Here is a 13,357-nt window from a genome sequence, read left to right as displayed (position 1 = left end):
CGTTCCCGCGCCACCTGAACCGGCCGGTGCCGGCTGGTGGGTCACTGCTACTGGCATCACCGCTGAGACGATGAAAGGTCGCCGTCCCCGGACCGGCTCTTTGGCGCAGCCCACATCAACCCGGGCCGTTAAGACACACGCTAGACCCAAAAATCGTCAGACGATAGGCCTCCCGTGTCCGGTACGTGATGATCCGTCGTCGAGGCGGAAGGGTTCATCGCCCCCGTCCCAGGAATTTCGTTGCGGACCGGCCGCTCCCGCCCGTGAACCCTGCCCCGGTCACGGGCGGAACTTTCAACGACAGGGCTCGGCCCCGCCGCAGGCACTCGCCCGGCCAATGAGAGGCGCCTCTGTTCCTGGCTTGTCAGGAGCTGCTGGTAGAGCGCGATGTGGCTGGCAACCATCGTCGTGGCGCTGAACCGCTGTTCGGCTGCAGCTCTGCAGGCGGCGCGGTCCAGCTCCGTGGCCCGTGACAAGAGTCCGGCGAGTTCCGAAACCGGCGCCAGGAAGCCAGTCAACCCGTCGTAGACGATCTCCGGAGCCGCGCCGGAGGCCGTGCCGATAACCGCTGTCACGGCCGCGAGGGCTTGGTTCGGTAGATATCGGCCAGTATTTCCCCACCGTTTCCGGTGTGGAAACTGAAAAGCAGGACTCCACGTTCAGTAGGGTTAGGGTGACCCCGGAATGAGGACAGCCCCGTGAACAGCCCTGCCAGCAAGACTGCCGTGGACCGGCACTACGACTTGATCATCATCGGCACAGGATCCGGGAACTCCATTCCCGGGCCTGGGTTCGAGGACCAATCGATCGCGATCATCGAGAAAGCCTTGTTCGGCGGGACCTGCCTGAACGCAGGCTGCATCCCGACCAAAATGTACGTACACACCGCCGACGTCGCGCTGCAGACTGCCGAGGCCGGAAGACTGGGCCTGGACGCCGAGGTCAACTCCGTCGACTGGCCGGGCATGGTGTCCCGCATCTTTGAGAACCGCGTCGACCCCATCGCAACTGCCGGTGAAGAATATCGGCGCGGACCAAACACCCCGAACATTGACGTCTACGATCAACACGCCGTTTTTGTCGGAGAACGCACCTTGCGCACCGGGCAAGGTGCCCACCAGAGAACCATCTCCGGTGACCAGGTCGTCGTCGCCGCCGGCTCCCGGCCCTTCATCCCGGAGGCCATTGCCACTTCAGGCGTGAGGTACCACACCAACGAGGACATCATGCGGATGCCGCGGCTTCCCAAATCCCTGGTGATCATCGGCGGCGGTTACATCGCCATGGAGTTCGCCCATGTCTTCGATGCCCTCGGAACGGACGTTACGATCATCGCCCGCTCGACGCTCCTTGGGAACCTCGACGAGGACCTCCATGATCGCTTTAACGCCCTGGCTGCCGAACGCTTCGACGTCCGGTTGGGCCGGACCACTATCGGTGCCGATCAAACGGATGAGGGCATCAGCGTCAAGCTCGACGACGGCTCCACCGCCACCGGGGAGGTACTGCTGGTTGCCGCCGGGCGCATCCCCAACGGAGACCTGTTGGACCTGCCCTCCGGCGGGATCGAAACGATCGGTGCCGGTCGGGTCCGGGTCGATGACTATGGCCGCTCAACCTCCGCTGCAGGTGTTTGGGCCCTTGGCGATGTTTCCTCGCCCTACATGCTCAAACACGTCGCCAACGCCGAGATGCGGGCCGTCCGGCACAACCTGTTGAACCCGGAAAAGCTGCAGAAGATGCCGCACGACCATGTCCCAGCCGCCGTGTTCACCCACCCGCAGATTGCCACCGTGGGGATGACCGAGGCCCAAGCCCGCAAAGAAGGCCACAACGTCGCTGTCAAAGTCCAGGACTACGGGGACGTCGCCTTCGGCTGGGCCATGGAAGACACCACCGGCATCTGCAAACTCATCGCAGATCAGGACACCGGCAAACTCCTCGGGGCCCACTACATGGGCCCGCAAGCATCAACCCTGATCCAGCAAATGATCACCGTCCTGGCGTTCGACCTCGACGTGCGACAGTTCGCTGCAAATCAATACTGGATTCACCCTGGACTTCCCGAAGTCACCGAAAACGCGTTGCTTGGACTCACGTTCAACTGACCGGATATGACCAACTGAGCGCTGGTTACCGAAACCCTTATCCACCAGATCTTCCGAGGGGTCGCTCCGGTGATGAAGGGCTCGAGGTTTACTTTGCGGTCCTGGGATCAGTTTTTGTGGTCTTGGGGTGATTTCGCAGGACCTGGCCACCCGAAATGTCCAACCGTCAAAGCAACCCCCTTGAGGAGGGGTTTGCCGTGCCCGAGGTGGGACTCGAACGAGATTCCAACGGCGGCCCGGTGGTTGTACGAGGCAGTTCGTGGTGGAAAGTGTGGACACTGTCCACACTTCTTTTTTGGTCGATCGAACACCAAGAAGCGAGGACTTGAAGCGTCCCCTGCATACTCATTGCCTGGGCCGGGAATCGGCGCTCCCTTTGCAGATTGCCTGCTGGATGGCACCGCTCAGACCGCGCGGGGCCTCCAGTCAGGATGAGGCCCCCATCTCCAGGGCCTGACTGAGCCCTCGGCCGTTATGACAACCCAAAACGCGACAGCACCCCACCCGCCAGAACGCTGAATAACTCGGCACAGTGGGAACCGCTCCTTCATCAAGTACATGGCCGAGACAGGGCCTTTCAACGCACTACACAGTTCACGGAAACGTCATCACACAAACGATAGACCTGACCGGAGCCGTTTTTCCTGTCGAAGCGGACCCCTCCTACGGTTGCGGCTTCACCAGCTGCACAATCCAGTTCAACAATTTTGAAAACCGCGACTGGGCAACGGCGTCAGCACCAACGCACGGGGCACTCATCGCAGGTTGCACCGTCGCAGGATGAACCACGGCGAATGTCTGGAACTTCACTTCGCAGGAATCCCGCCCGCAGCGACCCGGCGGCCTTGGAACTACTCTGGGGGCTACTGCAGTTTGATCGCCACCTTACCCTGCCTGAACCCGAGGAACTCACAATGACTCAATGGAAACCAAAAATCTATGCAGGACGCTCCCCATTTTGGCCGATAACACTGGCCATTGTTCTGGCGCACATCATGATCACATTCCTCATTATTAACGACGTCGCGGACCCAGTCGTTGGAACACTCGCCGTGGTCGTGACATTCGCGTGGCTATATGCCGCAGAGCGCCACGAAAGAGGCGGCCTCCCTCTTTCGTGGCGCACGACCCCTTTATTCTCGGGAAACTGTCCGAGAAGTCGGATCCCGTTAGAACGTGCATGACAGCTGCCACTCGGAGCATCGTCGTCGCCAGTTTCAATTGACCTGACGTGGTGAGATCACGTTGAATTCCTGGATGCCCCGAAAGTCCCAAACTGGGCAAGAACGCCATCGCTATCTTCGTCCGCAGCGCCATGCTTGCCCAAGGTACAGGTGGGCAATTATCAATATCACCTCCCGTTTGGCCAGCGCTGGTGTGCCCTCCATGTCGATCTACAGTGCCAGCAAGGGGGCCATGCTCGCACTTACATCTGCAGCAGCCGTTGAGCTGGCACCCCACAATATCCGTGTCAATGCTGTCGCACCGGGCATGACAAACACGCCCCTTTACTCCGAGCGGTCGTCTGCCCAGCCCAACCCGGAGGAAACCATGCGTCATGTCGCTGGCGCAATCCCCTTGGGACGGATAGCCGAACCCGCATACGTGGCAGCAGCGGTGGCTTCCCTTGCAAGTCCCGCTGCCGCCTACGTCACCGGCGGCTCACTACCGGTCGACGGCGGCTACCATGCCCAATAGCTTCCTGCCCACCGCTCAACTGCGCCAGCCCATACTTGCCCATGATCCGGCGGGCGCACGAACGGCTCTATCGTTGCTCTACCCCGCACCAGTCAGCGATGAACAGCGCCATCGCCCTGGTGACCTCGCGCAGCGATTCCACAGACACACATTCGTCGGCACCGTGTGTACGCTGACACTCGGGTCCGAACACCAGCGATGGAGTGTTATCGAACAACCCATAGACCCGTGCGTCGAGATAGGCAGCCGAGGTAACGGTGCCCAATGGCCGGCCGCTGGCCGCGGCGAAGGCTCTGGCAAAGGAATCTTCTGCCTCGCTTCCGGGCTCCAAGGAGTAACCGTCCGCGTAAAAGCCCGTCTTGGTGACGCTCGGCCTAACGCCCCCGAGGACTGGATTTTCCTGCGCCGCCTGTTCGATTGCTTGAAGTATTTCAGCCCAGGCGTCATCGGCGGCACGTCCCGGGGGAAAGGCTATTCGCATACTGAACTCACACCAGTCCGGCACTGATGAAGTCCAGTCGCCGCCATTAATGAGACCCACGTTGAAGTTGAAAGGGTGCTGCAGTTCTTCAAAATACTTGGCTGATTTCGAGGTCTGGTTCCACTGTGATTCGACTCTTCGCAAGTCCGAGACGAGGGCGTAGGCAGCATCCACGGCATTGAAGCCTTCGGACATCTCGGCTGCATGAGCGGCTTGTCCGGCAAGGCGGACTTTGAACCATATGACACCGACGTGTGCCCTGACCAGCTCGCCGCCCACTGGCTCCGGGATCAAAACCGCATCTGCGTGATAGCCGTGCTGGAGAGTTGAAACAGTGCCGTTGCCAGTGCTTTCTTCTTCAGGTACAGACTGCAGATGAACTCGGCCTAGAGGGCGAAGACCGGCAGCCTGCACGGCAGCCAAAGCGAAAGGGGCGGCTGCCAATCCTGCTTTCATGTCCGCAGCTCCTCGGCCATAGAGCCACCCCTCAGCTATCACAGCGTTGAAGGGTCCGCGGCTCCAGAGTTCGGGCAAGCCCGTCGGTACGACGTCAACGTGTCCGTTCACTATCAAGCTGCGTCCGGTCTCCACGTCCGGAGTATAGGTACCGACCACGACTTCACTGCCGGAATAGTCGACGTCGATTGCGCCCGCGGCCGGGTGGAGGGCAAGTTCCACAGGGTCGAGGGTCCACCGGTCGATGGACAGCCCCAAAGTCCTGTAGCGGGACTCCATCAGGTCCTGGGCCGCCTTCTCAGAACCCCTTAAGGAAGGGGTTTCGACCAAGGAAACAGTGAAGGCCAACTGTTCATCGAAGGCTGCATCTACAGCTGAAAGAATAGCGTGTTGTTGCTGGGGCGTTGTCATGGAGTCCTTTCAGGAACCTCGGCGTTTTTCAGGAGCCAATCATGGCGGGAGAGTCGACGGGCAGGCTTTTTAGCCTGTAGCGTTCCAGAGCCACGACGCCAGTGGCCGTGGCGATGACGAGCAGCGCGTAGAAGGCAGCTACGCTCCACGGCCCGGTGCCCACCAACAATGCTTGGGCTACCAATGGGGTGGAGCCACCAATGATCGTTGCGCACAGTTGATAGGCGACCGAAACTCCGGTGTAGCGTACGTGGATCGGGAAAGCCGCCGCTAAGGTCGAGGCCAACAGGGCATAATAGGCCGACCCTCCGAAAACATTCAGGACCATCATGGTGGCTAAGAACACGATGTTGCCTGACAAGAGCGCCAGGAACAGGGGCACAATCATCAACAGAGCAAGGCCCAAAGCACCGAGCATTAGTTTGAGAACACCGATTCGTTCGGCAATCCGCGCTGCCATAGGCTGCCAAATGAACTGGAGGATTGCGGTGGCAAGGAAGATATTGAGGATTACTTGACGGTCCATCTTCAATTGCCCAGTCGTCCAGGCGAGTAAGAAAGTGTTGCCGAAGTAGGCCGATGAAATTCCCAAAATGGATGCCAAAACTCCGAGCATCACGGCCGTGCGTGCAACACGAAACACAGTCACGACCGGGACCTCAGCGACCTTCCGGCGTGCCTTCGCCTCGGTAAAGGCCGCAGATTCCTCTACTTTGGCCCTGATGACCAGCCCTACGACCACAAGAACGGCAGAGAACAGGAACGGTATCCGCCACCCCCATGACAGGAATTGCTCGTTGGGTAGAAGACCGACCAGCAGAAATGCCAAGGTCGCCAGGATGGAGCCGGCCGGTGAGCCCTGTTGCACCCATGTCCCTGCCCGCCCCTTGTTTTGTTCGGATGCATTCTCTGTGGCAAGGAGGACTGCGCCGCCCCATTCACCTCCAACTGCTATCCCCTGCAGCGCGCGGAGCAAGATCAACAGCACAGGAGCGGCAATACCTATGCTGGCGTAGCCCGGAAGGACGCCGATCATAGCGGTAGCAATGCCCATCAGCATCAAAGTGATGATGAGCGTGTTTTTCCGCCCGATCTTGTCCCCGAAATGCCCAAAGATGATGCCGCCAAGCGGGCGGGCAAGGAAACCCACCCAGAAAGTGGCAAAAGACGCCATGAGAGCTGCACCCTCCGCCGCCTGAGGGTAGAAGACTTTGCTGAAAACCAAGGCTGCGGCAGTGCCGAAAATGTAGAAGTCGTACCACTCGATGGCGGTTCCGACGAAGGCCCCCAGAGTGGCGCGCCTTTGCGCCGTTGTGCGATCCGCAGGGATCTTGGCCATGTTGTTGTCTCCTTGTTTGTCGTAAAAAGAGGTGCAGGTCACTTCTACGACAACTATGGGCGGCCAGGACCTTTCAGTCATCGGTCATGTGACCGATGTTGCGACGTTTCGAAATCTCTAGCATGTGGTGACCGTGTCACACAGTCATCATCCAGGAGAGTTCGTCATGCAAGAAGCAAAAGTTGTGGTTGTTACCGGTGCAGGCAGTGGGCTGGGCGAAGCAATTGCCGCTACCTTCGCTGGACAAGGTGCAACCGTTGTCCGTGGGGATATCCGCTACGAAGGCGATAGGGACTCCAGACTGTTCCTTGAACTTGACGTGACTGACTCCTCTTCGTGGGAGGACTTCGCTTCCTGCGTGGAGCGGCGTTTCGGCCCTATTTCGGTTCTGGTCAACAACGCCGGCGTCAGTATTCGGACGGACTTGCTGCGAACGTCCGACGAGAAGTGGGACCGGATCATCCGGACCAATCTGTGGGCTCCATGGAAGGGAATCAAAGTGTTCTCCTCCCAGCTTCAGCAAACCAACGGAACGGTCATAAATGTGGGTTCCATTTACGGCGAGACTGTGCCTCCCATGACTGGTGAACTGCCTGCTTCTGTCGCATATCAAGTGAGCAAGGCGGGGCTGCACAGACTGACGAAGGTGGCCGCCGTTGAGCTGGCCACCATGGGCATCCGTGTCAACGCAGTTATGCCCGGAGTCTTCAGAACACCGCTCCTGGAGGACCTCCCTGATTCCGAAGCCCGTCTTCGCATCGCCGGGGCACCCATGAACCGTGCAGGTCAAGTGCAGGAACTCGCCGCCGCCGTCGCGTTTCTCGCAAGCAACGAGTCCTCGTTCGTGACAGGTGCATTGCTACCGGTGGACGGGGGTTACCTGGCAGCGTCCTAACCCATCCACCGTTTGCCCTAACCACCAGGCCTAAAGGTTACAAATAATGTCAAAGCAACAAATCAACTTGCTGCAAACCCCGACTTCCGGGGTAGCCCAACGCCGAGCAGTTCTGGCCGGCAGTTTCGGAAATCTTTTGGAACAGTACGACAACCTCGTGTACGCATACTCGGCCAGTCTTTTGGCAGTGCTGTTCTTTCCAACAGCAGAAGGCATCACAGGAATATTGGCAACCTTCGCCGTTTTTGCAGTTGGTTTCCTTGCCCGACCCGCTGGAACACTGATTTTTGGCCATATTGGCGACAAAGTCGGCCGAAAACAGGCCCTTATTGTGAGTGTGGGGTTGATGGGTGCAGCAACTTTACTGATAGGTTGCCTGCCCACCTACAACTCCATAGGCGCCTGGGCTCCCGCACTGCTGGTTGCCGTACGCCTTATTCAAGGCGCCGCCGTCGCGGGTGAGTGGGCGGGCTCCGCCGCTATGCTAGTCGAGTACGCTCCCCCGCACCGCCGCGGCTTATTTGGAAGTTTCAACCAAGTAACCACGGCGGCCGGATTTCTCCTTGCTTCGGCGGTCGTCGCCCTGAATTCCCTGTTCTTCGATCAGGAGGAGATGATCGATTTTGGTTGGCGCGTACCTTTCCTGATTGGTGTACTCACGGCGGGCGTGGCGGTGTTCCTCCGTTTTGGCTTGGCCGACACCCCTTCGTTCCAGGCTGAAAAGGACGCGGGACAAACCGCAGACAAGCCGTTACGGATTGCATTCGCTACTCAAAAGCTGGCGATAGCAAAGGGATTTGGATTTACGGTCGGTTGGACTGTCGCCTACTTTTTCTTTCTCACCTACATACCTACGTATCTCACGACCGTCGCCGGGGTCTCTCCGAACGTAGCCAAGTCCTCCAACCTGGTGAGCCTCGCGGTCATGGTTCTTGCAATCGCCGGCTTCGGTGCTTTGTCCGACCGAATTGGCCGCAAACCCCTGTTGCTCATCGGGTCAGGCGGTTTCGTCGTACTGAGTTATCCGATTCTCCTGATGTTCGGCACTGGAAACGACTTCCTGGTGTATCTCGCACAGATCGTGGTGGCTGTCATCCTGGCCGCTTTTTCAGGCCCGGGCCCCGCAGCCCTGTCCGAGCTCTTTCCCACCAGCGTTCGCTATTCATCGCTGGGCATCGGCTACAACTTCTCCGTCATGCTCTTCGGTGGCACGGCCGCCTTCTTCGCTACAGGGCTCGTGACGGCAACGGGCCTCCCCGAAATGGTGGCTTTGCTTCCGATGGCCGCCGCTCTGGTAACCCTGCTCGTTGTCCTGCGGATGCCCGAAACTTTCCGCACTCCCCTTCGTTAGGACCACCCCATGCAATCAATCACCAACACGCCAGCTCTCGTCGCTGTTCAGGGCTCCTACTTGGACATGGGAGAGCAACTGGGACAACAATCCGCCAACCTCATAGAGCAAAGCCTGAACACATACGTCCAGCGTTTCAAGGACGATGCCGGGCTCACGGACAACGACATTGACCGTTGGGGCGAACGGTATTGGCAAATCTTGAGAAGCTACAACACTGACATTGCTGCCATGCTCGAGGGCATGGCCAAGGGTTCGCGTCAACGCGTAGGACGACTTGCGGCTTTGAACGCGCGGACCGAGATACTCTACGGATCCGGATATACCGAAGAAGGATGTACTTCGGTTTCCGTCGTATCGACCCATACCGCAAATGGTCACACACTGATCGGACAGAATTGGGACTGGCATCCTGAGCAAGGGCCTGCCACCTTCCTTTTGGCGACCCGTGACACGAACGGCTTCTCCGTGTTGTCACTAACGGAAGCAGGCATGCTTGCCAAGTCAGGGTTGAACTCCGCCGGGCTGGGTGTCTGCGCCAACCTGCTTGTATCTGACCGGGACGCAGGCGGCCATGGTGTGCCGTACCACTACTTGCTTCGCGGGGTCCTGCAAGCCAGGACCATGAGCAAGGCTCACAAGGCGGTTCTTGGGGTCAGCCGGGTCTCTTCAGGCAATATTCTCCTGGCTGACGCCGACGGGGAATCAATCGATTTCGAGTTGGCTCCGGACGACTTCGGTTATCTCCTGCCGGCAGACGGAATGATTGTCCACGCGAATCATTTTGAAAGCGGGCTCAACCTCAAAGACTTGAAGGCTGGTACAAGCGCACTGACTCTTCTGAGGTCCTCCCGGTTGCGCCGACTACTGGAAGGCAAGGCCCAGGATCGCGCCGTCGAAGTCTCCGATCTGATCAGCGCCCTCAGAGACACCTACTCCTACCCTGACGGAATCTGCCGTTACCCGGACCCCGGAGTCCCAGGGAACGAACAGGTATCCACCGTCTATTCCGTGGTGATGGACCTTAACACCCTGGACTTATGGATTGCGCCAGGTTCACCAAGTGAAAACCCCTACTCGAGATGGAATCTGCACTCACTCTTTACCCCTGGCCAGCAGCCGAACCTTGAGTTCCACCCTCTGGAGGCTGCACATGTCCACTAAAAGGGGAACCGTTTGCCTGACCTTCGACTTCGATGCCATCTCATTGTGGATTGCGAGGTCCATGACCTCGCCCGGCCCGGTGTCGCGGGGCGAGTTTGGTGCTTACGCCATCCCCAGAATACTTCGCCTGCTTTCGCGCAACGGCATCACCTCGACGTTCTTCATCCCTGGGCACACCTTGGAAACCTATCCCCAAGAGAGCCAGTGGATAGCCGACGCCGGCCACGAAATCTCCCTGCACGGATACGCCCACGAAAACGTTTCGCTTCTGACCGAAAGTGAAGAAAGGAGTATCAATGAACGAAGCATCGCCCTTATTACGAAGCTGACTGGCTCGGCGCCCAAGGGTCATCGCACACCAAGTTTCGACTTCACGAACCACACAGTAAAAATCCTTGAACAACTGGGGATCGAATATGACTCCTCCCTTATGGGTCAGGACTACCAGCCCTACTTTGCGCGTTACGGCGACCACTGCCCGCCCGACGCTTCCTTCGAGTTCGGAACGCCCTCTTCAATCATGGAACTGCCGGTTTCCTGGACCTTGGACGATTATCCACACCTTGAGTTTGTACGCACCAAGGACTTCGTCATGCCCGGGCTTGCAGATCCGCAAGCCATGTTCAGATCCTTCCTCCGCGATGTGGAATTTATGGTCCGTGAGGAAACCGGAGGAGTATGTGTGGTGACGCTCCATCCGCAAGTAATCGGCCGGGGCGGGCGCCTCCTGGCCTTGGAGCAGTTCATTGAGCAGTGCCTGGATTTGGGCGTTGCCTTTGAGACTTGCCTCAATGCGTCCAGGGAGAAGCGCAGGGAGCTTCTAACGAAATGAAAGATCTCTCGCGCAAATATCTTGTCATCGGCTCAGAGGGAGGTCTCGGGAACTCCGTAACCGCAGCCATGGAAACCTCCAAACATTCTTTTACTGGCTTGGACCTGCCTGAAGTAGATCTGAAGGTCAACGGAACTTTGCGGCCAATGATTGAAACCAAGTGGCTGGAGTCGGGTCCGTTCGACGGCTTGGTTTTCGCGGCCGGAATGTTTCCGGCAATACTGGCCGACGAAACGAGCGAGGATCAGTTCGATGAACTCATGGTGGTCAATGCACGCTCGGCGTTGATCGCGATAACGACCATGGCCCGGCTGACTGTGGCTGACTCCCGGCAGTGCTCGGTAGTTGTCATTAGTAGCACCGCAGCGGCCCGGGCGAGGACCGGTACCACCGCCTACGCAGCTTCCAAGGCCGCCCTGGAAGCAATAGTCCGTGGAGTCGCACTGGAGAATTGTTCAAGGGGCTTCCGCGTCAATGCTGTCGCTCCCGGGTTTGTTGACGGTAGTTCTCCCCTCAACGCAGTCCCGCGGGATTACGTCGCCGCGCTCAGCACCGCTTCGCCTCACGGAAGGGTCGCGATCCCGCAGGACATCACACCAGCGATTATGTGGCTCCTTAGCGCGGAATCACACTGGGTCACAGGTCAGACACTAGTGGTTGATGGCGGCACCAGTCTTGGGTCGCAGAATGCTCCGAACTGGCTGAAATAGACACTCTGTAAGCAGTGTTACGCCCTTTCGGGCCCTTACGTCGGGAGTAAAATTGACGAACTAAAGGTCACCCTAGGTCGCTGACAGGACTGGATGATGGATCGCCGCACTTGTGCTCCACTGCCCGCGAAAACGGATCATCAGATCATCGTGTGGGATGTAGACAACACTCAAACCACCAGCCCCGGATTTTTTGCTGCCAGAGCTTCCTTAGTTGACTATGCTGTCCGTGCTCTGAATAACAAGGTTTCCCACGTGTCGTTCTTATTCGTCGATGGACGACACGTACGGAGAATACGAATTGAGACTGCAGTTGGCCATAGGCTTTCCACGGTTTTGACGGCCGAGTCCACACCTCCGCCCTTCGGATTAACGGTCAGAGAGCTCGAAGTGGCCTCCTGCGTAGCTGGCGGCCTTTCCAATCCCGAAATCGCGGAGCTGTTTCACTGTGCCCGACGAACAGTCGCTACTCACATCGAACACATCCTCACGAAACTCAACGTCGCCTCCAGGGCCGCTGTAGCTGCCTTGATCGCGGCAGCCAACGCTTACGTTGCTCCACTGTGCACTACCAGGATCGAGTTACCGGAAGACCTTCGACAGGTTCTCCTCACACAGGTGGCGGAGAGGCGAGGGCCGGCTAGCCTTCAGCGGGCGGCGAGCATGAGGCCTATTCGTCTGGCCTCAATTTTTCCAGAGGGAATCGCAGGCCGGCATGACGTGGGAAGCATGCGTCGCGGCTCTGAGCTTGCTGTTGCCCGGCTGAACCGGATCGGCGGTGTTAACGGACGCCCGGTAGAACACGTGTCAATCGAGACCTCAGCAGAGAGTCTTGCCCGGGTCGTGGGAAATATGCAGGACATCGATATGGACGCATTCACGCTGGGAAACTTCCCGCTGCCCGCTGCGTCCGCGGCGCTCCACGTCGCATCACGTAGCGGTACACCCTTGTTGCACGGCATGGTTAATCCGGCCCTGAGCCACGACGTGATGGAAAACTCGACGATACTGGGAAACACCTTCCAGGTCTGCGCGACAGAAATCGCCTATCTGTCCGGTTTTTCCCGAACACTTAGCATGTTCGTGGACACCGGACAGTGGGAGCCCCCGGGCAAGTCCGTGGCCTTGGTGGTGCGGCAAAGTTCGCTGGCGCGGGCGAGCGTCGAAGACCTCCAGCGCGAGGTTGAAAACAGCGGATGGAAGGTTGGGTTGGTGATTACCGTTGATGACAGTGAACCCAACCTCGCCAAGGTGGCCGCCGAGGTTTCACTGGCACGTCCAGCGGCTGCCTACATCTCCGTTTTTCCAGAACGCGATCTCGAGGCCTTTATCGGCGGACTCAAGACCCATGGAAGTCCTCCGCTGGTATACACGGCATGGTCACCGACCGTCCCGAACTTTGCCGCCCGTCTGGGACGGTTGGCAGAAGGGTTGGTATGGTCCACCGTCATCGGAACCTATGATGATCCGGTCAGTGCACCGTTCAGGAAGCTTTACACTGCCACTTACGCGCAGGATCCTGGATCCGGCGGGGCGGCAATGCACTTTGACATGGTCAACGTTCTCGCTTCGGCCTGGTCGCAAGTGAACGCTCCGTGGGATTTTGAAGTTGTCAAAGCGGCGCTCAGGGACACTGTGTACCGCGGAGCCGCAGGACCGTATTACTTTGGCGGAGCGGGGCAAAGAGCACTGTCATTTCCTGATGACACCTTGGATGCCTCATTGGGGCACATGCACCTGGTCCATCAGATTCAAGGAGGCCTAAGCAAACTCATCGGACCGCCACCGTTGGCAAGCCACAAGTTCGTCGCACTCGAGCCGGACCACAAGCCGTAAGAGTCAGAACGTCTTCCTATTGCGCCTGTTCTGCCCTTCGAGGTCGTGTATGCCGCCAAAGGGCGGGCCTGATGGA

General features: G+C 58.6%; 11 protein-coding genes. 8 read left to right on the top strand and 3 right to left on the bottom strand.

Features of this window, described 5'->3' with window-relative positions; genetic code table 11:
• Nucleotides 1-140 precede the first annotated feature (140 nt).
• Nucleotides 141-575 carry a glycosyltransferase family protein gene (locus BLQ01_RS09780; RefSeq protein ID WP_091551463.1) on the bottom strand — a complete coding sequence of 145 codons (435 nt, stop codon included), beginning with the start codon at nucleotides 573-575 and terminating at the stop codon, nucleotides 141-143.
• Between the two features lie 123 nt (nucleotides 576-698).
• Here BLQ01_RS09780 and mtr point away from each other — a divergent pair, with 123 nt between their 5' ends.
• A complete protein-coding gene (gene mtr / locus BLQ01_RS09775; protein WP_091551461.1) occupies nucleotides 699-2,108 on the top strand; it encodes a mycothione reductase in 1,410 nt (469 codons plus the stop codon).
• Between the two features lie 1,257 nt (nucleotides 2,109-3,365).
• Complete coding sequence (locus tag BLQ01_RS09770; RefSeq protein WP_091551459.1) at nucleotides 3,366-3,806, top strand: SDR family NAD(P)-dependent oxidoreductase; 441 nt, start codon at nucleotides 3,366-3,368, stop codon at nucleotides 3,804-3,806.
• A gap of 67 nt (nucleotides 3,807-3,873) precedes the next feature.
• Here BLQ01_RS09770 and BLQ01_RS09765 read toward each other — a convergent pair whose 3' ends face one another.
• Together BLQ01_RS09765 and BLQ01_RS09760 are read right to left on the bottom strand one after the other, a co-directional pair.
• Nucleotides 3,874-5,154, bottom strand: coding sequence for an ArgE/DapE family deacylase (locus BLQ01_RS09765; RefSeq protein ID WP_091551457.1), 1,281 nt, complete (start codon nucleotides 5,152-5,154; stop codon nucleotides 3,874-3,876).
• A 28-nt stretch (nucleotides 5,155-5,182) separates the two neighbouring features.
• Nucleotides 5,183-6,493: an MFS transporter gene (locus tag BLQ01_RS09760; protein ID WP_091551455.1), complete on the bottom strand. Its 1,311-nt coding sequence runs from the start codon at nucleotides 6,491-6,493 to the stop codon at nucleotides 5,183-5,185.
• A gap of 166 nt (nucleotides 6,494-6,659) precedes the next feature.
• Here BLQ01_RS09760 and BLQ01_RS09755 point away from each other — a divergent pair, with 166 nt between their 5' ends.
• From BLQ01_RS09755 to BLQ01_RS09730, 6 genes are all read left to right on the top strand, one after another.
• Nucleotides 6,660-7,388, top strand: coding sequence for an SDR family NAD(P)-dependent oxidoreductase (locus BLQ01_RS09755; RefSeq protein WP_091551453.1), 729 nt, complete (start codon nucleotides 6,660-6,662; stop codon nucleotides 7,386-7,388).
• Nucleotides 7,389-7,434: 46 nt separating this feature from the next.
• Nucleotides 7,435-8,739, top strand: coding sequence for an MFS transporter (locus BLQ01_RS09750; RefSeq protein ID WP_081733263.1), 1,305 nt, complete (start codon nucleotides 7,435-7,437; stop codon nucleotides 8,737-8,739).
• A 9-nt stretch (nucleotides 8,740-8,748) separates the two neighbouring features.
• Nucleotides 8,749-9,903, top strand: a complete 1,155-nt coding sequence (locus BLQ01_RS09745; protein WP_202900151.1) for a C45 family autoproteolytic acyltransferase/hydrolase — start codon at nucleotides 8,749-8,751, stop codon at nucleotides 9,901-9,903.
• Entirely contained in the window at nucleotides 9,893-10,735 is an 843-nt protein-coding gene (locus BLQ01_RS09740; protein WP_026540398.1) for a polysaccharide deacetylase family protein, read from the top strand. Before BLQ01_RS09745 ends, BLQ01_RS09740 begins: the two co-directional genes overlap by 11 nt.
• Nucleotides 10,732-11,445, top strand: a complete 714-nt coding sequence (locus BLQ01_RS09735; protein ID WP_091551452.1) for an SDR family NAD(P)-dependent oxidoreductase — start codon at nucleotides 10,732-10,734, stop codon at nucleotides 11,443-11,445. The genes BLQ01_RS09740 and BLQ01_RS09735 overlap by 4 nt, the downstream gene beginning before the upstream one ends.
• A 93-nt stretch (nucleotides 11,446-11,538) precedes the next feature.
• On the top strand, nucleotides 11,539-13,281 hold the full coding sequence (locus tag BLQ01_RS09730) for an ABC transporter substrate-binding protein (protein ID WP_091551450.1): 1,743 nt from the start codon (nucleotides 11,539-11,541) through the stop codon (nucleotides 13,279-13,281).
• The last annotated feature ends 76 nt before the right edge of the window (nucleotides 13,282-13,357 follow it).

Origin of the sequence: Arthrobacter sp. UNCCL28, assembly GCF_900102805.1 — a bacterium.
GTDB classification, from domain to species: domain Bacteria; phylum Actinomycetota; class Actinomycetes; order Actinomycetales; family Micrococcaceae; genus Arthrobacter; species Arthrobacter nicotinovorans_A.
The sequence above is the reverse complement of the archived record's forward strand: the minus strand, read 5'-3'. Positions and strand labels throughout refer to the sequence as shown.

Excerpts from the sequence above, each read along its gene's own strand:
- BLQ01_RS09770 (WP_091551459.1), top strand. The coding sequence starts at position 3,366 with ATGCCCCGAAAGTCCCAAACTGGGCAAGAACGCCATCGCTATCTTCGT.
- BLQ01_RS09765 (WP_091551457.1), bottom strand. The coding sequence starts at position 5,154 with ATGACAACGCCCCAGCAACAACACGCTATTCTTTCAGCTGTAGATGCA.
- BLQ01_RS09760 (WP_091551455.1), bottom strand. The coding sequence starts at position 6,493 with ATGGCCAAGATCCCTGCGGATCGCACAACGGCGCAAAGGCGCGCCACT.
- BLQ01_RS09755 (WP_091551453.1), top strand. The coding sequence starts at position 6,660 with ATGCAAGAAGCAAAAGTTGTGGTTGTTACCGGTGCAGGCAGTGGGCTG.
- BLQ01_RS09750 (WP_081733263.1), top strand. The coding sequence starts at position 7,435 with ATGTCAAAGCAACAAATCAACTTGCTGCAAACCCCGACTTCCGGGGTA.
- BLQ01_RS09745 (WP_202900151.1), top strand. The coding sequence starts at position 8,749 with ATGCAATCAATCACCAACACGCCAGCTCTCGTCGCTGTTCAGGGCTCC.
- BLQ01_RS09740 (WP_026540398.1), top strand. The coding sequence starts at position 9,893 with ATGTCCACTAAAAGGGGAACCGTTTGCCTGACCTTCGACTTCGATGCC.
- BLQ01_RS09735 (WP_091551452.1), top strand. The coding sequence starts at position 10,732 with ATGAAAGATCTCTCGCGCAAATATCTTGTCATCGGCTCAGAGGGAGGT.
- BLQ01_RS09730 (WP_091551450.1), top strand. The coding sequence starts at position 11,539 with ATGATGGATCGCCGCACTTGTGCTCCACTGCCCGCGAAAACGGATCAT.